This window comes from Stutzerimonas nosocomialis (assembly GCF_005876855.1).
GTDB classification, from domain to species: Bacteria; Pseudomonadota; Gammaproteobacteria; order Pseudomonadales; family Pseudomonadaceae; genus Stutzerimonas; species Stutzerimonas nosocomialis.
Genome location: NZ_QLAE01000013.1, coordinates 87,614 through 107,269, shown reverse-complemented (window position 1 = coordinate 107,269; position 19,656 = coordinate 87,614). Strand labels below are relative to the sequence as shown.

Annotated in this window: 19 protein-coding genes and 2 pseudogenes; 9 read left to right on the top strand and 12 right to left on the bottom strand. The window is 67.1% G+C overall.

Going from position 1 to position 19,656, the window contains the following annotated elements; all coding sequences use genetic code 11:
* The 5 genes from DN824_RS10620 to DN824_RS10600 form a co-directional block, all read right to left on the bottom strand.
* Positions 1 to 736 (bottom strand): penicillin-binding protein 2 (locus DN824_RS10620; RefSeq protein WP_479688027.1); only part of this gene is annotated, 736 nt, incomplete at its 3' end.
* A 20-nt stretch (positions 737 to 756) separates the two neighbouring features.
* The gene (gene rlmH, locus DN824_RS10615) at positions 757 to 1,224 is read right to left on the bottom strand and encodes a 23S rRNA (pseudouridine(1915)-N(3))-methyltransferase RlmH (protein WP_138408373.1); all 468 of its coding nucleotides are present in this window, start codon (positions 1,222 to 1,224) and stop codon (positions 757 to 759) included.
* Between the two features lie 9 nt (positions 1,225 to 1,233).
* Entirely contained in the window at positions 1,234 to 1,593 is a 360-nt protein-coding gene (rsfS, locus tag DN824_RS10610) for a ribosome silencing factor (protein ID WP_138408372.1), read from the bottom strand.
* A gap of 14 nt (positions 1,594 to 1,607) precedes the next feature.
* Positions 1,608 to 2,252, bottom strand: coding sequence for a nicotinate-nucleotide adenylyltransferase (gene nadD, locus DN824_RS10605; RefSeq protein ID WP_138408371.1), 645 nt, complete (start codon positions 2,250 to 2,252; stop codon positions 1,608 to 1,610).
* Positions 2,252 to 3,517, bottom strand: a complete 1,266-nt coding sequence (locus DN824_RS10600; RefSeq protein WP_138408370.1) for a glutamate-5-semialdehyde dehydrogenase — start codon at positions 3,515 to 3,517, stop codon at positions 2,252 to 2,254. Before DN824_RS10600 ends, nadD begins: the two co-directional genes overlap by 1 nt.
* Positions 3,518 to 3,719: 202 nt before the next feature.
* Between DN824_RS10600 and DN824_RS10595 the strand changes: the two genes are divergently transcribed.
* Positions 3,720 to 5,039 carry a bifunctional DedA family/phosphatase PAP2 family protein gene (locus tag DN824_RS10595; RefSeq protein ID WP_138408369.1) on the top strand — a complete coding sequence of 440 codons (1,320 nt, stop codon included), beginning with the start codon at positions 3,720 to 3,722 and terminating at the stop codon, positions 5,037 to 5,039.
* Between the two features lie 4 nt (positions 5,040 to 5,043).
* Here the strand turns inward: DN824_RS10595 and DN824_RS10590 are convergent, their stop codons facing one another.
* From DN824_RS10590 to DN824_RS10580, 3 genes are read right to left on the bottom strand one after another with little or no spacing between them, the layout of a single operon-like run.
* A complete protein-coding gene (locus tag DN824_RS10590; RefSeq protein WP_138408368.1) occupies positions 5,044 to 5,631 on the bottom strand; it encodes an LON peptidase substrate-binding domain-containing protein in 588 nt (195 codons plus the stop codon).
* 11 nt (positions 5,632 to 5,642) lie between these two features.
* Entirely contained in the window at positions 5,643 to 6,359 is a 717-nt protein-coding gene (locus DN824_RS10585) for an LrgB family protein (RefSeq protein ID WP_138408367.1), read from the bottom strand.
* Positions 6,356 to 6,718 (bottom strand): CidA/LrgA family protein, encoded by a 363-nt coding sequence (locus DN824_RS10580; protein ID WP_138408366.1) that lies wholly within the window; start codon positions 6,716 to 6,718, stop codon positions 6,356 to 6,358. The genes DN824_RS10585 and DN824_RS10580 overlap by 4 nt, the downstream gene beginning before the upstream one ends.
* A 179-nt stretch (positions 6,719 to 6,897) precedes the next feature.
* On the opposite strand from DN824_RS10580, the gene DN824_RS10575 reads away from it, so the two are divergent.
* The 3 genes from DN824_RS10575 to DN824_RS10565 all read left to right on the top strand — a co-directional run bounded on the left by DN824_RS10575 (position 6,898) and on the right by DN824_RS10565 (position 9,769).
* The gene (locus tag DN824_RS10575) at positions 6,898 to 7,353 is read left to right on the top strand and encodes a MaoC family dehydratase (RefSeq protein WP_138408365.1); all 456 of its coding nucleotides are present in this window, start codon (positions 6,898 to 6,900) and stop codon (positions 7,351 to 7,353) included.
* A gap of 73 nt (positions 7,354 to 7,426) precedes the next feature.
* Positions 7,427 to 9,109 (top strand): C13 family peptidase, encoded by a 1,683-nt coding sequence (locus DN824_RS10570; protein WP_138408364.1) that lies wholly within the window; start codon positions 7,427 to 7,429, stop codon positions 9,107 to 9,109.
* A gap of 18 nt (positions 9,110 to 9,127) precedes the next feature.
* Entirely contained in the window at positions 9,128 to 9,769 is a 642-nt protein-coding gene (locus tag DN824_RS10565) for an oxidoreductase (RefSeq protein ID WP_138408363.1), read from the top strand.
* A 6-nt stretch (positions 9,770 to 9,775) separates the two neighbouring features.
* Here DN824_RS10565 and orn read toward each other — a convergent pair whose 3' ends face one another.
* Entirely contained in the window at positions 9,776 to 10,318 is a 543-nt protein-coding gene (gene orn / locus DN824_RS10560; RefSeq protein WP_138408379.1) for an oligoribonuclease, read from the bottom strand.
* Positions 10,319 to 10,357: 39 nt separating this feature from the next.
* Positions 10,358 to 11,158: pseudogene (locus DN824_RS10555) on the bottom strand (class I SAM-dependent methyltransferase); the annotation flags it as partial.
* Between the two features lie 111 nt (positions 11,159 to 11,269).
* On the opposite strand from DN824_RS10555, the gene rsgA reads away from it, so the two are divergent.
* On the top strand, positions 11,270 to 12,301 hold the full coding sequence (gene rsgA, locus DN824_RS10550) for a small ribosomal subunit biogenesis GTPase RsgA (RefSeq protein ID WP_138408362.1): 1,032 nt from the start codon (positions 11,270 to 11,272) through the stop codon (positions 12,299 to 12,301).
* 34 nt (positions 12,302 to 12,335) lie between these two features.
* On the opposite strand, the gene motB is transcribed toward rsgA, so the two are convergent.
* Together motB and motA are read right to left on the bottom strand one after the other, a co-directional pair.
* Positions 12,336 to 13,337: a flagellar motor protein MotB gene (motB, locus tag DN824_RS10545; protein ID WP_138408361.1), complete on the bottom strand. Its 1,002-nt coding sequence runs from the start codon at positions 13,335 to 13,337 to the stop codon at positions 12,336 to 12,338.
* Positions 13,338 to 13,346: 9 nt separating this feature from the next.
* Entirely contained in the window at positions 13,347 to 14,198 is an 852-nt protein-coding gene (gene motA, locus DN824_RS10540; RefSeq protein ID WP_138408360.1) for a flagellar motor stator protein MotA, read from the bottom strand.
* A 174-nt stretch (positions 14,199 to 14,372) separates the two neighbouring features.
* On the opposite strand from motA, the gene DN824_RS10535 reads away from it, so the two are divergent.
* The 4 genes and pseudogenes from DN824_RS10535 (at position 14,373) to DN824_RS10520 (ending at position 19,611) form a co-directional block, all read left to right on the top strand.
* Complete coding sequence (locus DN824_RS10535; RefSeq protein ID WP_138408359.1) at positions 14,373 to 15,899, top strand: HDOD domain-containing protein; 1,527 nt, start codon at positions 14,373 to 14,375, stop codon at positions 15,897 to 15,899.
* A 46-nt stretch (positions 15,900 to 15,945) separates the two neighbouring features.
* Positions 15,946 to 16,758: a rhodanese-like domain-containing protein gene (locus DN824_RS10530; RefSeq protein ID WP_138408358.1), complete on the top strand. Its 813-nt coding sequence runs from the start codon at positions 15,946 to 15,948 to the stop codon at positions 16,756 to 16,758.
* An 11-nt stretch (positions 16,759 to 16,769) separates the two neighbouring features.
* Entirely contained in the window at positions 16,770 to 17,687 is a 918-nt protein-coding gene (gene asd, locus DN824_RS10525; RefSeq protein ID WP_138408357.1) for an archaetidylserine decarboxylase, read from the top strand.
* A gap of 120 nt (positions 17,688 to 17,807) precedes the next feature.
* Positions 17,808 to 19,611, top strand: a pseudogene (locus DN824_RS10520) (molecular chaperone).
* Positions 19,612 to 19,656 lie beyond the last annotated feature (45 nt).

Genomic DNA, 19,656 nt, shown 5'->3' with positions numbered 1-19,656 from the left:
CCTGGCCGGGCACCGGATCGGTGCGCTTGAGCACACGCAGGACCCGCCCCCGGGCGTTGGTCTCGACTTCCTCGTAGCCCACCTCGCCGTGCAGCACGTCCTCGTAGAACTTCTCGATGCCGGTCTTGCCGATGTGGTGTGTGCCGGCGTAATTGATCGGATCGAGGGCCTTGAGCTCGGCCTCGTTGATGCGCCCGACGTAACCGACCGAATGGGCGAAGTGTTCGCGTTGCGGATAATGGCGCACCAGCTGCGCGGAGACCTCGACGCCCGGCAGGCGGAACTGGTTGACCGCCACGAGGGCGATCTGCTCTTCGGACAGTTCGAAGAGGATCGGCACCGGTTCGAACGGGCGACGCCCCTGCAGCACCCGCTTCTCGAACAGACCGCGCTCCTCGGGCGAGAGGTGCAACACCTCGACCACCGTGTCCAGCACCTGGCGCCAGTCTCCGGCGCGCTCGCGGGTCACCGTCAGGCTGAAGCTCGGTCGGTTGTCGGCGATGATCCGCCCGTCACGGTCGTAGATCAGCCCGCGCGTCGGAGGAATCGGCTGCACGTGGACCCGGTTGTTTTCCGACAGGGTCGAGTGGTGCTGGTACTGGACCACCTGCAGGTAGTACATGCGCGCGACCAGCACCAGCATCAGCAGCACCACGACGACGATGCCCACCAGCACCCGCTGACGCACCAGGCGGGCGTCCTTTTCGTGGTCCTTGAGGGGAATCGGCTGCGGCATCGGGACTGCTTTGCGGACAACTACTTGTGATAGGGATGACCGGACAGAACCGTCCAGGCACGATAAATCTGCTCACCGATCAGGATGCGCACCAGGGGATGCGGCAGCGTCAGCGGCGACAGCGACCAGCGTTGCTCGCTGCGCGCGCAGACCTCTGGCGCCAGCCCCTCGGGGCCGCCCACCATGAGGTTGACGGTGCGCGCGTCGAGCCGCCAGCGTTCGAGTTCGGCTGCCAGCTGCTCGGTGCTCCAGGGCTTGCCGGTGACTTCCAGGGTCACGACCCGCTCGCCGGGTTGCACGCGCGCCAGCATCGCTTCGCCTTCCTGGCGAATCAAGCGCGCTACGTCGGCATTCTTGCCACGGGTGCTCAACGGGATCTCCACCAGCTCGAGCCCGAGCTCAGGCGGCATCCGCTTGGCATATTCCTGCCATCCGTCCTCCACCCAGCGCGGCATCTTCGATCCCACGGCGATCAGCTTGATGCGCACGGTCGCGGCTTACTCCGAATCGCCCAGGTGCTGCGCACGGCTCTGCTCGGCGCCCTGCCACAGGCGTTCGAGGTCGTAGAACTGGCGGGTCGGAACCTGCATCACGTGAACCACCACGTCGCCGAGGTCGAGCAGCGCCCATTCGCCACCGTCCAGGCCTTCGCTGCCCAGCGGGCGCACGCCTTGCTCCTTGACCTTTTCGAGCACGTTCTCGGCCAGGGATTTGACGTGGCGGCTCGAGGTGCCGCTGGCGATGACCATGAAATCGGTCACGCTGGTCTTGCCGCGGACATCGATGTTGACGATGTCCTGAGCCTTCAGATCTTCCAGCGCGGCGACTGCCAGCTGGACCAGGGATTCATTTTGCATAACGTGAAACAACCTCAGTTCGGCGCACGGTACAGTCCGTGCGCATTGATATAGGCCAGTACGGCATCGGGTACCAGGAATCGGACCGACTTGCCGCTGGCGAGAAGCTGGCGAATCTGGGTGGCGGACACCTCAAGCGGCGTCTGCCAGACGAACGCGATCTGTCCGCCGCTGCCCTGCAGCGCCTGGGGATCGCTGACGCTGCGCCCGGCGAGCAGGTCGCGCAGCGCCTCGGGCGCATCCATGTCGGCGTCCGGACGCTGCAGCACCAGGATGTGGCAGTGGTCGAGCAATTCCTCCCAACGGTGCCAGCCCGGCAGGCCGCAGAAGGCATCCCAGCCCAGCAGCAGGTACAGCCCGTCGTCCGCCGACAGCTCGGCACGCAGCGACTCCAGCGTGTCGATGGTGTACGACGGCAGGTCGCGTCCCAGCTCGCGCGCGTCCACCGTCAGCGGTGGTACGTCGGCGACCGCGCACTGCACCATGGCCAGGCGATCGGCCGCGCTGCTGCTGGGAACGCCGCGGTGCGGCGGCTGCGAATTGGGAATCAGGCGCAACTCGTCGAGGGCGAACTGCTCGGCGACCTCCAGCGCACCACGCAGGTGGCCGATGTGTACCGGGTCGAAGGTCCCTCCCAGGACGCCAATTCGCCGTCCCATCAGGTGCGGATGTGACCGTTGCCGAAGACCACGTATTTTTCGCTGGTCAGGCCTTCCAGACCAACCGGACCACGGGCGTGCAGCTTGTCGGTGGAGATGCCGATCTCGGCCCCCAGCCCGTACTCGAAGCCGTCGGCGAAACGGGTCGAGGCATTGACCATCACCGAGCTGGAGTCGACTTCGGTGAGGAAGCGCCGCGCGTCGGTGAAGTTTTCGGTCACGATCGCATCGGTGTGCTGCGAGCCGTAGCGGTTGATGTGCTCGATGGCCTCGTCCAGGGAGTCGACGAGGCGGATCGACAGGATCGGCGCGTTGTATTCGGTCGACCAGTCTTCTTCGCTGGCGGCCAGCACATCGCTGCCGAGCAGCTCGCAGGTACGCGGGCAACCGCGCAGCTCGACGCCCTTCTCGCGATAGATGCCGGCCAGCGGCGGCAGCACCGTCGCGGCCATCGCCTGGTGCACCAGCAGCGTCTCCATGGTGTTGCACGGGGCGAAGCGCTGGGTCTTGGCGTTGTCGGCGATACGGATGGCCTTGTCCACGTCGGCCGCCTGGTCGATGTAGACGTGGCAGATACCGTCCAGGTGTTTGATCACCGGCACCCGCGCCTCGCGGCTGATGCGCTCGATCAGGCCCTTGCCGCCGCGCGGAACGATCACGTCGACGTAGTCCGGCATGCTGATCAGCGCACCGACCGCCGCGCGATCGGTGGTCTCGACCACCTGTACCGCCGTCTCCGGCAGCCCCGCTTCGGCCAGGCCGAGGCCGATGCAGCGAGCGATCGCCTGGTTGGAATGGATCGCCTCCGAGCCGCCGCGCAGGATGGTGGCGTTGCCCGATTTCAGGCACAGGCTGGCGGCGTCGATGGTCACGTTGGGCCGCGATTCGTAGATGATGCCCACCACGCCCAGCGGCACGCGCATCTTGCCGACCTGGATTCCGGAGGGCAGAAAGCGCATGTCACGGATCTCGCCGATCGGATCGGGTAGCGTGGCGACCTGGCGCAGGCCTTCGATCATGTCGTCGACCCGCGCCGGCGTCAGCGCCAGGCGGTCGAGCATGGCCGCGTCCAGTCCGCTGGCCCGCCCCGCTTCCAGATCGCGCGCGTTGGCCGCCGCCAGCTCCGGGCGCGCCGCATCCAGCGCCGCCGCGGCGGCCTGCAGGGCGCGGTTCTTCTGGGCGGTGCTGGCTCGTGCGAGCACCCGCGACGCGTCGCGCGCCGCGCGACCCAAGCGGGTCATGTAGTCGAGTACGGACTCGGTCATGGTGGAGCTGGCCTGGCTGAAGGGAAAGCGGCTGATTATAGCCGTCGCGCCAGGCCACGCACAGCGTGGCTCGCCGGATGGACGAAATATCCTGTGTACCGATGCGACCGGGGCCGCGCCATCCATGAATTGACAGCGCCGCGAGGGTGAAACCACCGCATCCCGACCGAGTCGAAGCTGCACCGCCGAACAAGGAGTCCGCATGGGCCAGTGGCTCGAAACAATCACCGGCTGGCTGGGCGCCCAGCCCCAGTGGCTCGGCCTCGCGCTGCTGATCGCCGCCTGCGTCGAATGCCTGGCCGTCGTCGGCCTGCTCGTCCCGGGGACCGTCCTGCTGTTCGCCATCTCCATGCTGGCGGGCAGCGGCGCACTGGGGCTGGGCGAAACGCTGCTGCTGGGCTATATCGGCGGCCTGCTGGGCGATCTGCTCTCCTACGCCCTGGGCCGCCGCTATCACCAGAACATCCGCAAGATCCGCCCCCTGCGCAACCACCCCGAATGGCTGCTGCGGGCCGAAGGCTACTTCCAGCGCTACGGGGTGGCGAGCCTGCTGGTGGGCCGTTTCATCGGGCCGCTACGACCGATGCTGCCGATGACCGCCGGCATGCTGGACATGCCGTTCGGCCGCTTCCTGCTGGTCAGCCTGCTGGCCTCGGCCGGCTGGGCGATGGCCTACCTGCTGCCGGGCTGGACGGCAGGCGCCGCGTTCCGCCTGCCGCTGCCGGAAGGTTTCTGGGGCGAGGCGGCGATCATCGTCGGCGGCCTGCTGCTGGTGCTCGGCGTGACCGTGCATGGCAGCCTGAATCGACTGCGCTGGACCAGCCGGCTGGCCACCCTGCTCAGCGGCTGCGCGCTGCTCGCACTGTTCTTCGCCTGGCCCTACTTCAAGGAATTCGACGAAGGCCTGCTGGCGGTGATCCAGGGCGAGCGCAGCCCCGGCCTGGATCGCTTCATGGTCGTGGTGACCCGCTTCGGCGACTTCCGCGCCCAGCTGCTGGCCGGTGTACTGCTCTGCTCGCTGCTGCTGGTGATGCGCCAATGGCGCGCGGCCGTGTTCGCCATCATCGCCCTGCTCGGCACGGCATTTGCCAACGGCGCGCTGAAAGCCGCCTTTGCCAGGATGCGCCCGGAGGTGATCCTGGAGCCCTTGAGTTCCTACAGCTTCCCCTCAGGGCATGCTTCGGCCAGCTTCGCCTTTTTCCTGGTGATCGGGCTGCTCGCCGGACGCGACCAGCCGCCGCGCATGCGCCTGACCTGGCTGCTGCTGGCCAGCCTGCCGGCCACTGCCATTGCCCTGTCGCGCGTCTACCTCGGCGTGCACTGGCCGACCGACGTGATCGGCGGCGCGCTGCTGGCCGCGACGTTCTGCGCCGCCTCGCTGGCGCTCTGCCAATGGCGCACCCTGCTCGGCGCGCTGTCGCCGAAGGTCTGGTGGGTCCTGATGCCGGCCTGCCTGGCCACGCTCGGCGCCTATGCGCTGTGGGCGCTGTCGGGCGCGTTCGAGCTGTATCGCTACGAATGACGGCTCAGTTGCCGCCATCCTGCAGCCGTTCGAGGAACGACTGGATCAGCTCGAGCTGCATCCGGGGCTCGCCCAGCTGCAACAGGTGCAACTTCTGTTCGGGCTGGAACGGCAGCAGGTACGCCAGCTGGCTTGCCAGGGCGCGCTGACCGGCCGCCGCGCCACCCATGCCGAGCGCCTCGACCAGGGGATGCTGACCCAGCGCCTCGAGCAGCGCGACCAGGTCGGCGTGCTCGGCCTGCAGCGGCAGCTCCTGCTCCGGCTCGAGCCACTCGACTTCGGCGACGGTGAGCTGATCGCGCTGCACCTCTGCGCTGAGCACCTTGAAACGCCGCCCGCCCTCGACCCGGATACCCAGCAGGCCGTTGGGCCGCTGCTGCCAGTCGCGGATCAGCGCCTCGCAGCCGAAGGTGGAAAACGAGGAGGCCGCCTCCCCCACCTCCTCGCCTTCGACGATGCAGACCACGCCGAAACCGTGGCCTTCCTTCATGCAGCGGCTGACCATGTCCAGGTAGCGCGCCTCGAACAGCTGCAGGTCGAGCTTGCAACCGGGGAAAAGCACAGTGTCGAGGGGAAACAGAGGTAGCGTCATGACAGACTCCATTACAGCAACAGACTGACGGCCAGGGGCAACAGCACCGCGGTCATCACGCCCATCAAGCTCATCGCGAGCGCCGCAAAGGCACCGCACTCGTCACTCTCCTGCAACGCCTGGGCCGTGCCGACCGCATGCGAGGTCAGCCCCAGCGCCATACCGCGGGCCGCAGGATGCTGAACACCAAAGCGGCGCAACAGTTCCGGCCCGAGGATCGCGCCCAGCACCCCGGTGATCATCACGAACACCGCCGCCAGCGCGGCGATGCCGCCGATCTGTCCGGCCACCAGCATGGCGATGGGCGAGGTCACCGACTTGGGCGCCAGGGTCATGAGCATCAGGCGCTCGATGCCGAATGCCCAGGCCAGGGCCATGCCCAGCGCCGTCGCACTCGCCCCACCGATGAGCAGCGTCAGCATGATCGGGCCGAAGAGCTCGCGAATCCGCCGCAGATTCAGATAGAGCGGCACCGCCAGGGCCACGGTCGCCGGCCCGAGCAGCACGGTCAGCCACTGGGCGTCCGCAGCGTAGTCGGCATACTCGATACCGCAGGCCAGCAGCACGCCGATCACCAGCACCATCGAGACCAGCACCGGCTGCAGGAACACCCAGCGGGTTTTCTCGTAGGCGGCGCAGGCCAGCTGATACACCGCGAGGGTGATCGCCACCGCGAACAGGGGATGCTGCACCACCGCTTGCCACGCCGCCTGCCATTGCACGGTCATGCGGCCTCCCGACGACGCTGCTGGCGCCGGATCAGGGCCTGCATCAGCCAGCCGGTGAACACCAGCGAAATCACCAGCGACAGCACCAGCACCCCGACGATTGCCCAGAAGTCCTGCACGATCGCGCCGGTATAGGCCATCACACCGACCGCGGGCGGCACCAGCAGCAGGGGCAGATAACGCAGCAGGCTGCTGGCCGCGAGCTGCAGCGACTGGCCGGCGCTGCCGCGCACCAGCAGGGTCACGAACAGCAGCAGCAATCCGATGATCGGGCCCGGCAGGATGGACAGGAACAGCACGTTGATCGCCGTCCCCAGCAACTGAAACAGGACCAGCCAGGTCAGGCCACGTAGCAACATCGGGAGCCTCCTTAAAAAATGGGCGGGCATTATAGGGATAGAGCGCAACCGGCGAAGCCGGTGCCACCCTCGGCGGCACGCTATGGCGGGTCATTCGCCACGGCCATGCTTGGTTGACCCCCTGCAAGACGCATGCTGATCTACCGGTCTCCCATAACAAGACCTCTTCAGGAGCACCCATGCCGCAAGTTCCCGTTACAGAACTGAAGGACTATATAGGCAAGGACCTCGGCCGATCCGAGTGGTTGACCATCGACCAGGACCGCATCGACCGCTTCGCCGATTGCACGGGCGACCACCAGTTCATCCATGTCGATCCGGAAAAGGCCAAGCTCACCCCCTTCGGCACCACCATCGCCCACGGCTTCCTCTCGCTCTCGCTGATCCCGGCGTTGATGGGCGACCTGCTGGTGCGCCCCGAAGGCATGAAGATGGGCATCAACTACGGGCTCGACAGCGTGCGCTTCATCCAGCCGGTCAAGGTCGGGTCGCGGGTACGCCTGAAAGTCACGCTGCTCGACGCCTACGAGAAGAACCCCGGCCAATGGCTGCTCAAGGCCCGCGCCGAAATGGAAATCGAGGGGGGCGAAAAGCCGGCCTACATCGCCGAGACCCTGGCCCTCTGCTTCGTCTGAACGCGCGGCTGCGGCGCACGCCGGCGTCACCGCTTTGCGGCATACTGCCGGCACCCGAACGCCGAGAGCCCGTATGCGCCGCCTGTTGCCCCTCACGCTTGCCCTGCTCCTCGCCGCCTGCGGCGAGGGCGAACCCCTGATCCCGCCCGATGCGAGACTGCCCGACGGCGGGCGTTACCGGGGCGAGGTCGTCGACGGCCTGCTGCAGGGCGAAGGACGCATCGACTACCCCAACGGCAGCTTCTATATCGGCACTTTCGAAGCCGGCCTGCTGAGCGGGCCGGGCATCTGGCAAGGCCCCAGCGGCGACCGCTACGAAGGCGAGTTCGCCGCCGGGCTGTTCGACGGCGTCGGGGTCTTCCGCTACGCCGAAGGCGCCCTCTACGAAGGCCAGTTCCGCCTCGGCCGAATGGAGGGCAAGGGCGTCTTCAGCCAGGACGGCATGCGTTATGAAGGTGAATTCCTGCGTGACCGCTACCACGGGCACGGCCGCCTGACCTATCCCGACGGACAGGTATACGAAGGCCAGTTCGCCGGCGGCCAGCCACACGGCGAGGGCATCCGCCGTGACGGTGCCGACACCTACCAGGGGCACTTCGTCAATGGCGTGCTCGACGGCCCGGGCAGCTTCGTTTCCGCCGACGGCGAACGCTACGAAGGCGGCTTCGCCAACGACCGCATGGAGGGTCAGGGACGCTACGAAAGCGCCAGCGGCGATCACTGGAGCGGCACCTTCAGCCAGGGCGAACTGACCGGACAAGGCCAGCACATCGGCAGCGACGGCAGCCGCTACGAGGGCGGCTTTCGCGGCTGGCGCTACCACGGCCAGGGCCGCCTCGAGCTGCCCGACGGCAGCCATTACCAGGGCGGTTTCCGCTTCGGCCAGTTCCACGGCAAGGGCGAACGCGTGCTCGCCGACGGGCGTCGCGAAGCGGGCACCTGGCGCAGCGGGCGCCGCGCTGCTGACGAACAGGGTCAGCCGCTGGCCGATCCCCTGGAAGTCGGCCTGCTGAACCAGGGGCGCCTGCTCGACGAAGCGCTCGGCGCCCTGCCCGCCTCGACCCCCGCCACCGAACTCTACGGCCTGATCTTCGCCGGCGACGGCCAGCAGAGCGTATTCCTGCGCGAGTCCGACTTCGTCAGCCGCCTGCTCCGCGAGCGCTACCATGCCCATGGACAGGTTACGCTGGTCAACCACCGCGACCACCTGGCCGACCGCCCGCTGGCGACCCGCGAGAACCTTCGCCGGGCGATCGAGGCCCTGGCGCGGGCCAGCGGTCCGGAAGACCTGCTGTTCTTCTACTTCACCAGCCACGGCTCGGCGGACCACCAGCTGGCCGTCGTCCAGCCGCGCCTGACCCTGGAAGACCTGCCGGCAGCCGACCTTGCCCGCCTGCTGCAGCCGCTGGCCGATCGCAACAAGGTGGTGATCATCTCGGCCTGCTACTCCGGCGGCTTCATCGAGCCGCTCAAGGACGAACGCACCCTGGTGATGACCGCCGCCCGAGCCGACCGGGTTTCCTTCGGCTGCTCGGAAGAGAGCGATTTCACCTATTTCGGCCGCGCGCTGTTCGCCGAGGCGATGAGCCGCACCCGCGATCTGGCCGAAGCCTTCGAACTGGCGAAGGCCCACGTTGCCGAACAGGAGGAGGCCGAGCAGTACCAGGCATCGGAACCCCAGCTCTGGGCCCCCGAAGGCGTGCTTGCCCACTGGCGCCAGCTGCAGGACACTCGGCCCGCGGACCTGGATGACTGAACAGAGAGGGAACACGCCATGTATCTGACGCCCCAGCGTATTCTGCTTGCCGGCGCCACGGGCCTCACCGGCGAGCATCTGCTGGACCGGCTGCTCAACGAACCCACGGTCGAGTGCGTACTGGCGCCCACCCGCCGCCCCCTGGCCGAGCATCCGCGCCTGGAAAACCCGGTCGGCGACCTGCAGGCACTGCTGCCGCAGCTGTCCGGGGATTTCGACACCGCTTTCTGCTGCCTGGGCACCACGATCAGGCAGGCCGGCAGCGAAGAGGCCTTCTACGCCGTCGACCATGATCTGGTGATCGCTTTCGCGCAGCGGGCGCGCGAGCTCGGCGCCCGGCATCTGCTGGTAATCAGCTCGCTGGGCGCGGACGTGGATTCACGGTTCTTCTACACCCGGGTCAAGGGCGAGGTCGAACGCGACCTGGTCGCCCAGGACTGGCCCCAGCTGACCATCGCGCGGCCCTCGCACCTGCTCGGCACGCGCATCGAGCCGCGCCTGAGCGAACAGCTCGCCGGGCCCCTCACGCAATTGCTGCCGGGCAAGTACCGCGGCATCGACGCCTGCGCCCTGGCCTGGGCGCTCTGGCGGCTCGCCCTCGAAGAGGGCCGCGGGGTCAGGATCGTGGAATCAGACGAGCTGAGAAAGCTCGGCCAGTGACCACGGTCAGAACTTGATGAAGTGCTCGCGGTAGTGACGCAGCTCGGCGATCGAGTCGCGGATGTCGTCCATCGCCAGGTGCGAACCGCTCTTCTTCACGCCGTCGCGCACGTGCGGCGCCCAGCGCGCGGCGAGCTCCTTGAGCGTCGATACGTCCAGGTTGCGGTAATGGAAGTAGGCTTCGAGCCGGGGCATGTGGCGATAGAGGAAGCGCCGGTCCTGGCAGATGCTGTTGCCGCAGATCGGTGAGGTGCGCGCGGGCACCCATTGCTGCAGGAACTCCAGGGTCATCGCCTCGGCCTGGGCGGCATCGATGCGGCTTTCCCGGACCCGCTGAGTCAGGCCCGAACCACCGTGCTGGCGCGTATTCCACTCGTCCATCGCGCCCAGCACCTCGTCGCTCTGATGAACCGCGATCACCGGCCCTTCGGCCAGGACGTTGAGATCGCTGTCGGTCACGATGGTCGCCATCTCTATGATGACGTCGTTGTCCGGGTCCAGACCGGTCATTTCCAGGTCGATCCAGATCAGGTTCTGTGGGTTCTGCATGGCGGGGCTCCTTGGCTCGGACGTGCAGTTTAGCCAGTTACCCCTCGGGCCGTCAGGCCCCGACGCCCGGACGCCCGGACGCCAGATCAGCAGGCGCGAATGACGCCAGTCGTCGAGCACCAGCGTCTCGAGCGGCTCGACGCCGGGGATGGCGAAGGTATTGGAGATCAGCAGCGCCGAGGGCTTCATTTCGGCGCGCGCCTTGTCCCACAGCGCGGGCATCGGCGCCGGGGACAGGAAGCAGTACACCACGTCGTACGCACCGAGATCGACACGCCACAGGCTGACGAAACGCACCCGGCAATTGGGGCGCGGCAGACAGCGCAGCCAGGACAGCACGAAGGTCAGCGGCGCCGTTTCGACGCCGACGAAGGTCGCCGCCGGATAGGCGCGCGACAGGCGCACCAGCGTTCCGGCCAGGCCACTGCCCAGGTCGATCAGGCGAAAGTCCGCTGGCAGCTCCGCCAGCCGGGCCTGCAGGCGCCGCTCGGCACCGCCCCCCGTGAGATACAGCGGGACACGCTCGCCGAACGCGTTCCAGTTGAGCAACAGCAGCAGCACGAAGCCGCCCAGCGGCACCCAGGGCGGTATCGCATACCAGAACAAGCCGACCAGACCCGGCACGAACAGCAGGTTGATCGCCAGCCACCAGCGCGACAGGCCCAGGCACTGGCCGATGATCGCCGCCAGTACGCCTTGCAACCAGGCCGCGCCGAGCATGCCGAGCGGCCATTGCAACTGTCGCGCCGCGAGCAGCGCCAGCCAGGTCAGGCCGAGGGCGCACAGATGGGCGAGCAAGGCACGCAGCGCGGGATAGGAAGAGCGAATCGGCATGGACATCATCGGACCGGGGCACGTCGTCAGTTTAACCTCGCCCGCGTGGCTGGCGGGCACCGGCTGCATCAGGGCCGCGTGCTAAACTCGGCATCCATCACTCCATAAGCGTACCTCATGGCCAAACGGCACCTGAGCCGCCGGCAAAGCTGGCGTATCGAGAAAATTCAGGAAGAACGCGCGGCGCGGGCGGCGCGGCGCGAGTCCAAAGCACTCGAAGAACTCGAAGGCGGCGATCTCGGCCCGGAACAGACCGGCCTGGTGATCGCGCACTTCGGCGTCCAGGTCGAGGTCGAGGCGCAGGACGGCGAGCTGGCCGGCAGCGTGTTCCGCTGCCACCTGCGCGCCAACCTGCCGGCCCTGGTGACCGGCGATCGGGTGGTCTGGCGTGCGGGCAACCAGGGCATCGGCGTGATCGTCGCGCAGCTGCCCCGCGACACCGAGCTGTGCCGGCCCGACAGCCGCGGCCAGCTCAAGCCGGTGGCCGCCAACGTCGACCTGATCGTGATCGTCTTCGCGCCACTGCCCGAACCCCATGCGAACCTGATCGATCGTTATCTGATCGCCGCCGAACATGCCGGCATCCAGCCGCTGCTGCTGCTCAACAAGGCCGATCTGGTCGATGCACAGAACCAGGCGCCACTCGAGGCGCTGCTCGGGGTGTACCGCACGCTGGGCTATCCGCTGCTGGAGGTCTCGGCGCGCCAGGGGCTCGGCATGGATCAGCTCCGTGAGCGACTCAACGGCCAGGTGAGCGTCTTCGTCGGCCAGTCGGGGGTGGGCAAGTCGTCGCTGGTCAACACGCTGCTACCGGGGGTCGATACCCGGGTCGGACCGCTGTCGGAGCTGACCGGCAAGGGCACCCACACCACCACCACCGCCCGGCTGTTCCACTTCCCTGGCGGCGGAGAGCTGATCGATTCGCCCGGGATCCGGGAGTTCGGTCTCGGCCATGTCAGCCGGGACGATGTCGAGGCCGGTTTCATCGAGTTTCGCGAACTGCTCGGGCATTGCCGTTTTCGCGACTGCAAGCACGACCGCGAGCCGGGCTGCGCACTGCTCAAGGCACTCGAGGACGGCCGCATCCAGCCGCAGCGGATGGCCAGCTACCGGCACATCCTGAGCACCCTGCCGGAACCGGAATACTGACGGGTCGGCAGCCCTGCCCTGGCGGCGTGGGAACCTAGCCCGCCGGCTCGTCGAAACCGAGCACGCCACTTTCGAAGATGTTCAGCTTCTCGCGCAGCTCACGCGGCTGCATCGGCTCGCCTGCGCCGGGCGGCGCGGGCGCGGGCGCTGCCGAGGACGACGGAGGCGTCTGCTCGGCACCACCCGGCTGTTCTTCCTCGATCGACCGCTGCGCCTTTTTCGTCAGGACCAGGATGTCGATTCGCCGATTGACCGGATTGAGCGGATTCTGCCGGTCGAACAAGGCCGACGAGGCATAGCCCACCACGCGGGCGATCTGCGTTTCCGGGTAGCCGCCATACACCAGCGCGCGGCGCGCGGCATTGGCGCGGTTGGCCGACAGCTCCCAGTTGCCGAAGTCCCCGCGCCCGGCGAAGGGCTTGGCGTCGGTGTGTCCGCTGATGCTGATCTTGTTCGGCACGGCGCTGATCGTCTCGGCCATGGCCAGCAGGATGTCCTCGAAATACGGCTGCAACTGCGCGCTGCCGAGGGCGAACATGGGCCGGTTGTCGGCATCCATGATCTGGATGCGCAGGCCGTCCTGGGTGATCTCGAACAGGATCTGATCCTTGAAGCGCCTGAGCTCCGGATTCTCGTTGACCTTGTTCTGCAGCTCCTGCAAGAGCAGGTCGAGGCGCTCGCGCTCGAGCTGCTCGGAGAGGGTTTCCACCTGCGCCGCATCGATCGGCGCGTCGTCGGTCTCGACGGGATGCTCCTGCACCTCGGGGTTGAGGGTCTTTTCCGGCGAGGGCGTCGGCGTGCCGCCCAGGTCGATCACGTAGGGGCTCGCGCTTTCGCTGAAACCGATCGGGTCCTGGAAGTAACCGGAGATGAGCTTCTTCTGCTCGGGCGTCGCCGAACCCATCAGCCACATCACCAGGAAGAACGCCATCATCGCCGTGGCGAAGTCGGCGAAGGCGATCTTCCAGGCGCCGCCGTGATGGCCGCCGGCGGTCTTCTTGACCCGCTTGACGATTATCGGTTGGGTGTTGTCCATGATCGGCTCTTAGCTGCCACGCATGGTTTGCTCGAGCTCGGCGAAGCTCGGGCGATGGGCGGGGAACAGCACCTTGCGCCCGAACTCGACGGCCAGGGTCGGCGGCATGCCGGAGGCCGACGCGACCAGCGTCGCCTTGATCGACTCGTAGACGTTCAACTCTTCCTTGGCGTCGTGCTCCAGCGCGCCGGCCAGCGGGCCGAAGAAGCCATAGGAGGCCAGGATGCCGAGGAAGGTACCGACCAGTGCGGTCGCGACCTTTTCGCCGATCTCGGCGTTGCTGGCATCGGCCAGGATGGACATGGTGATCACGATACCCAGCACCGCCGCGACGATACCCATCGCCGGCAAGCCGTCGGCGACCTTCGCCACCGCGTGGGCGGGGTGCTCGAGGTCTTCCTTGACGCTGCTCAGCTCCATGTCGAACAGGCCCTCCAGCTCGTGGGGCGCCATGTTGCCCGAGGCCATGATGCGCAGGTAATCGGCGGTGAAGGCCGTCATCCGCTGGTCCTTGAGCACGCTGGGGTACTTGCTGAAGATCGGGCTGGCGGCCGGGTCCTCGATGTCGGCCTCGATCGCCATCATCCCCTCGCGCCGGCTCTTGTTGAGGATTTCGTAAAGCATCCCCAGCACTTCGAGGTAGAACTTGTGGGTGAAACGCGAGCTGAACATGCTCAGCGACTTCTTCAGCACCACCATGGTGGTGCTGCCCGGGTTGGCCTGCAGGAAGCCGCCCAGTGCGGCGCCGCCGATGATCATGACCTCGAAGGGGTGGATCAGCGCGCCGATCTTCCCGCCGGAGAGTACGAACCCGCCGAGCACGCTGGCGATGACGACGATGATGCCAATGATTTTTGCCATAGAAAGGTACTTCTGAAACCTGTTTAAGCGGACCACCGAAACCCGGCGCACGACGACACGCCGCCTTCAACGACCGAGCAAGAGAGGCGGGTTGAAAGAATTATTCTGGTTATCGGAACTTTTGCGCCAGACTAAAGCCCATCCCGGCGAAAAACCAGTTTGGCTCCGCTCATCATGACCGACTCCATCCCCCCGCCTCGCTCGATTCCCGCCTGGATCAAGGTCCTCGACGACGTTCGTCTGCCAGCACTGGCGGGCTCTCACGCCCGCGTGCGCCATGCGCTCGGCGACAGCAGCCGCTCGCTGCGCGAGATCGCCGACCTGATCCAGGCAAGCCCGGTACTGGCGCTGAGCGTGTTGCGCGAAGCCAATCGCAGCGTCAACAGTTTGAGCGAAGCCGCCGAAAGCCTGGAAGTGGCCCTCAGCCGCATCGGTCTCAAGCGCACCGAGGCGTTGCTCGCACGCATCCCGGCGCTGGAGCCGGCAGAGATACCGAAGAGCCTGCGCCAGATCGTGGTCATCAGCCAGCACGCCAGCCAGCAGGCCAACGGCCTCTTCGCCGCCCGACTGGCCCGCCTCTGGCAGGACATCCACTGGGGCAGCCTGCTGTTCCTGTCCCCGGTGTGGACGCTGGTGGCCGCCTATCCGTCGCTGTTCGAAAGCTGGGAGCAACGCGTGCTGGTGGCGGGCGAACCGGCCGCCCGCGTCGAGCAGGAGCTGCTCGGCGTCAGCCTGCTCGAGCTGTGCCTGGCGATGGCCGAGCATTGGCGCCTGCCCGACTGGATCGCCCAGGGCTACCGCCTGCTGGGCGCCGATCGCCGATACCTGATCAAGGCTCTGCACATCGCGCGCGACAACGAGCATCCGCTGCACCAGCAGCAGATGCTCGACGACGATCCCGACCTGCGACGCTGGCTCACCCTGCCCAGCAACACCATCGTGCTGGCGAACGGACTGGCGCTGTCGGCGCATCACAGCTGGAGCGGCGGCCACAGCCTGCGCTGGCAGCGCCTGACCGGTCTCTACCTGCAACTGCCCCTGGCGGCGGTGCAGCAACTGGTCCACCAGCAGGCCGTGCAAAGCGCACGCCGCTATCCGATACCGGGCACCTGGCACCCCGCCCGGGGCCTGCTGCTGCCTTGGGACAGCCGCTTCCAGCAGCCCCTGGCAACGCCCAAACCCAAGGTTCCCGATGCCGACGCGATGGCGGCATGGCGCACCTGCTGCGCGCAGCTGCTGCGCGAACCGAGCGCCTTCAACAACGCCCTGCAACTGACCACCGTCGCCCGCCAGGCCTTCACCGCCGCCGGCATGCAGCGCGTGCTGCTGTTGCTGGCCGACCGCACGCAGAGTCGCCTGGTGGCGCAGCAGGCGGCGAATCTGGACGAGGCAGCCAGCGGGCTCACCCTCGATCCCGGACAAAGCCCGCTGTTGCGCAAGCTGCTGGAAAAACCCGCGCTGCTGCGCCTGAAACCGGATAACGCGACGCATTACTCGCCGCTGCTGCCCGGCGCCCTGAAGGAGCGCTTTTCGGCGCAGCACCTCCTGCTGCGCTCGATCGGCCTCAACGGTCGGGTCAACGTGCTGGTGGTGGCCGATCGGAACGGCGAGCCATTCGCCGATACCGCCCTGCAGGCCTTCGAGAAAACCGCGCAATGCGTGGAGCGCGCTTTAGCCAGTTTCAGCAAACGCGTACGCTGATCTTTTTCGCTACACTGCGCTTTTGGCGATTTTTCAGGGATTTGCCGTGTCCGCCTTCTCCAACCTGCCGCTGGTCATCGAACCGGCGGACCTCGCCGAGCGTCTCGACGCGCCAGAGCTCATCCTGGTCGACCTGACCAGCGCGGCCCGCTATGCCGAGGGGCACCTGCCGGGCGCCCGCTTCGTCGAGCCCAAGCAGACGCAGCTGGGCCAGCCGCCGGCGCCGGGGCTGTTGCCGCCCAAGGCACAGCTCGAAGCGCTGTTCGGCGCGCTCGGCCACCGCGCCGACGCCGTCTATGTCGTCTACGACGACGAGGGCGGCGGCTGGGCCGGACGCTTCGCCTGGCTGCTCGACGTCATCGGCCACCGCGCCTACCACTACCTCAACGGCGGCCTCACGGCCTGGATGGCCGAGCATCGCCCGCTCACCCGGGAGGTTCCGGCACCGGCCGGCGAACGCGTCGAGCTGGCGCTCGACAACACCCCTATCGCCACCCGGGAATACATCGAAAGCCGCCTGGGCGCCGACGACGTGGTGATCTGGGACGCACGCTCGCCGGGCGAATACCGCGGCGAGCGGGTGCTGGCCGCGCGCGCCGGGCACATCCCCGGGGCGATCAACTTCGAGTGGACCGCCGCGATGGACGGCGAGCGCGCACTGCGCATCCGCGAGAACATCGCCGAGCAGCTCGCCGCGCTGGGCATTACCCCGGACAAGGAAATCATCACCCATTGCCAGACGCACCACCGCTCGGGCCTGACCTACCTGGTCGCCAAGGCCCTGGGCTACCCGAGAGTCAAGGGCTATGCCGGCTCCTGGGGCGAATGGGGCAACCTGCCCGACACACCGATTCAATGAAAAGGCCTTCCATGAAAGACCGCTTGTTCGTCATCAGCCAGTACCTGCTCCCCCACCACCTGATCTCGCGCGCCGCCGGCTGCCTGGCCGAGTGCCGTCTGCCCTGGGTGAAGAACACCTTTATCAAGCTGTTCATCCGCCACTTCAACGTGGACATGCGTGAAGCCCTGATCGAGGAGCCGACCCGCTTCGAGCACTTCAATGCATTCTTCACCCGCGCCCTCAAGGATGGCGCACGCCCGCTCGACCCGACCCCGGGCGCCATCCTCAACCCGTGCGACGGCGCCATCAGCCAGCTCGGCGCCATCGAACAGGGCCGCATCTTCCAGGCCAAGGGCCACAGCTACAGCGTGATGGAGCTGCTGGGCGGCGACGCCGAACGCGCAGCGCCGTTCATGGGCGGCGACTTCGCCACCATCTACCTGTCGCCCAAGGATTACCACCGCGTACACATGCCGCTGGCCGGCACGCTGCGCGAGATGGTCTACGTTCCCGGCCGGATCTTCTCGGTCAACACGGTGACCACCGAAGGCGTGCCTGAACTGTTCGCCCGCAACGAACGGGTGGTCTGCCTGTTCGACACCGAGCGCGGCCCGATGGCCGTGGTGCTGGTCGGCGCCATGATCGTCGCCAGCGTCGAGACGGTCTGGGCAGGCCTGGTGACGCCGCCCAAGCGCAGCCTCAAGACGTTCCGCTACGACGAGACCGCGCGCGCGCCGATCCACCTGGAAAAAGGCGCGGAAATGGGCCGTTTCAAACTCGGATCGACGGTCATCCTCCTGTTCGGCCCCGAGCAGGTACGCTGGGCCGAAGGGCTCGCCGCCCTGACCCCGGTCGCCATGGGCGAAGGCCTGGGCCAGGTCAGGAGCCCCGGGTACGAGCCGCCGGTTGCCGACGCACCGACCTCGGACATCGAACCAGGACCGTGAAAGACACGACATGACCTGTAGTAGCTTATTGACATCATCTCGAGGCTGTCATCGCGCCGAGTAGCTGCTAGAGTCTAGAACCAATGAGCAGGCAGGCTGCACGCCGTGGAGTTTTCAAGTTTGGATAGACAGAGCCCTCATCTCCTGTTGCGCGTATCGACGCCCACCCGGCAGGCACTGTCTTTTTGCGAGCCGACCGCGCGACATGAAGCGCTGGATCGCCCAACTGCCCAAGGCCAACATCGGCGAGACCGCGCGCCTGCTGTACCAGGCGCTGCTCGAGTTCAATCAGCTGCTCACCCCTTCGGACAATCGGCTGCAACTGCTGGAGTTGCTTCGTCCGGAGGTAAACTTCGTCTGCAAGCAGCTGGAAAAGCACTTTCTCAACCAGCCCATCGTGCTCGACGAGCGTCCTCGCAAGGTCGCCAGCCTGTGCCAGGCGCTGCAGAACCACCTGGCCGTCGGCTACAAGCTGATCGTCGCGCGCATCGCCTCGACCCCGGCGCAACGCAAGGAGCGCCAGCCCCTGCTGACGATCGCCCTGCAGCGGGCGATGCACAGCCTTCGCGGCCCCCTGATCCGAGCCAATCAGCTGTACTGTCCGGTCCCCGACGGGCTGTGGCTGGAAATGCACCAGCTGTACGAAATCGCCTGCGAACGAGACGTCCACCGCAGCGTCGTGCGCGACGAGCTCGCCCACCACACCCAGGGGATGAGCGTCGAACAGAGCTATATCGTCGCCCTGCTCCTGGGCTGCGCGCGCTGCAACCAGATGCGCCAGCAGAGCATCGCGCGCCTGTCCGAGGTGCTCGAGCCCTGGAGTTCGCTGGTCGAACTCCGCGCGGCGAGCGACCCGCGCAGCCTGTTCGCCCTCTCGCCCCAGGTCGACGGGCCGCCGCGCTACCGTTCGCTCTTCCAGACCAGTGAATTGCCGAGCCTGCTGGGCATCGACCCCCAACCCTTGGTGGACGCCATCAAGCAGCGCCTGGACGACCCGGAGAAGCCCTCGCGGCTGCTGGTCCCCGACGGCGTCAGCGTCGACCTGCTGCAGCACCTAGGCGCGGCCTGGGGAGACATTTCCGAGCGCACCTTCCAGCGCACGCCGGGCCAGGGCCGGCTGACCCTCTGCATCGGCATGAGCGCGCTGCATTACTACCTGGCCGGAGAGCGTCCGTTCAGCGAGCTGCTCAAGAGCCCGGAAGCGCCGAAGGCCGCCACCTTCAAGCTGCAGAACGGCGCGCCGGACATCTGGGCCAACGCATTCGACGCCCAGAACTCCACCTGGGAAGGCGTGGTGCCCTACGAGGAAATCGAATTCGTCCGCCCCTCGGCAACCCCCGCGGACCAATCCACGTCGGCAAGCGGCGAAAGCGCCTTTGCCGTCTATCCGCTGCAAATCATCAACCACAGCCCCGGCGGTTACTGCCTGTCATGGCCGAAGGACGTGCCGAGCCAGCTCCAGGCCGGCGAACTGCTCGGCCTTCAGGACCCTGGCAGCCAGGGCTGGAGCGTCGCCGTGGTGCGCTGGATCCGGCAGGTACGGGGCGGCGGCACGCAGATGGGCATCGAGCTGATCGCCCCCCATGCCCAGCCGTGCGGCCTGCAACTGGTGCGCAAGGCCGAGCAGGGCAGCCACTACCTGCGCGCCTTGCTATTGCCCGAGATCAGCGCCATTTCGCGGCCGGCAACCCTGATCACCCCCCGCCTTCCGTTTCAGGAAGGCCACAAGGTGCAGATCAACCAGCTCGGCAACGAACACCGCGCCCTGCTCAGCCGGCGACAGACCAGCACGGGCAGCTACAGTCAGTTCGAATACCGCGTAGTCGGACAAGCCGAAGCCAGGCAGGAGAATCCGGTCACAGCGCGGCAGACCCACAAGCCTGCCGGGGAGGAAGATTTTGACTCGCTCTGGAAGTCACTGTAGATTCGGGGCCTCCCTTATTCCCGCCTGTTCGCGTTCGTTCGGCGC

What these genes read in the sequence shown, in the direction of transcription:
- DN824_RS10570 (WP_138408364.1), top strand. Translation starts at nt 7,427, where the DNA reads ATGCGCCGCCTGTTGCCCCTCACGCTTGCCCTGCTCCTCGCCGCCTGC.
- DN824_RS10580 (WP_138408366.1), bottom strand. Translation starts at nt 6,718, where the DNA reads ATGTTGCTACGTGGCCTGACCTGGCTGGTCCTGTTTCAGTTGCTGGGG.
- asd (WP_138408357.1), top strand. Translation starts at nt 16,770, where the DNA reads ATGAAAGACCGCTTGTTCGTCATCAGCCAGTACCTGCTCCCCCACCAC.
- DN824_RS10535 (WP_138408359.1), top strand. Translation starts at nt 14,373, where the DNA reads ATGACCGACTCCATCCCCCCGCCTCGCTCGATTCCCGCCTGGATCAAG.
- orn (WP_138408379.1), bottom strand. Translation starts at nt 10,318, where the DNA reads ATGCAGAACCCACAGAACCTGATCTGGATCGACCTGGAAATGACCGGT.
- motA (WP_138408360.1), bottom strand. Translation starts at nt 14,198, where the DNA reads ATGGCAAAAATCATTGGCATCATCGTCGTCATCGCCAGCGTGCTCGGC.
- DN824_RS10575 (WP_138408365.1), top strand. Translation starts at nt 6,898, where the DNA reads ATGCCGCAAGTTCCCGTTACAGAACTGAAGGACTATATAGGCAAGGAC.
- nadD (WP_138408371.1), bottom strand. Translation starts at nt 2,252, where the DNA reads ATGGGACGGCGAATTGGCGTCCTGGGAGGGACCTTCGACCCGGTACAC.
- DN824_RS10590 (WP_138408368.1), bottom strand. Translation starts at nt 5,631, where the DNA reads ATGACGCTACCTCTGTTTCCCCTCGACACTGTGCTTTTCCCCGGTTGC.
- DN824_RS10565 (WP_138408363.1), top strand. Translation starts at nt 9,128, where the DNA reads ATGTATCTGACGCCCCAGCGTATTCTGCTTGCCGGCGCCACGGGCCTC.
- rsgA (WP_138408362.1), top strand. Translation starts at nt 11,270, where the DNA reads ATGGCCAAACGGCACCTGAGCCGCCGGCAAAGCTGGCGTATCGAGAAA.
- rsfS (WP_138408372.1), bottom strand. Translation starts at nt 1,593, where the DNA reads ATGCAAAATGAATCCCTGGTCCAGCTGGCAGTCGCCGCGCTGGAAGAT.
- DN824_RS10585 (WP_138408367.1), bottom strand. Translation starts at nt 6,359, where the DNA reads ATGACCGTGCAATGGCAGGCGGCGTGGCAAGCGGTGGTGCAGCATCCC.
- motB (WP_138408361.1), bottom strand. Translation starts at nt 13,337, where the DNA reads ATGGACAACACCCAACCGATAATCGTCAAGCGGGTCAAGAAGACCGCC.
- DN824_RS10595 (WP_138408369.1), top strand. Translation starts at nt 3,720, where the DNA reads ATGGGCCAGTGGCTCGAAACAATCACCGGCTGGCTGGGCGCCCAGCCC.
- DN824_RS10600 (WP_138408370.1), bottom strand. Translation starts at nt 3,517, where the DNA reads ATGACCGAGTCCGTACTCGACTACATGACCCGCTTGGGTCGCGCGGCG.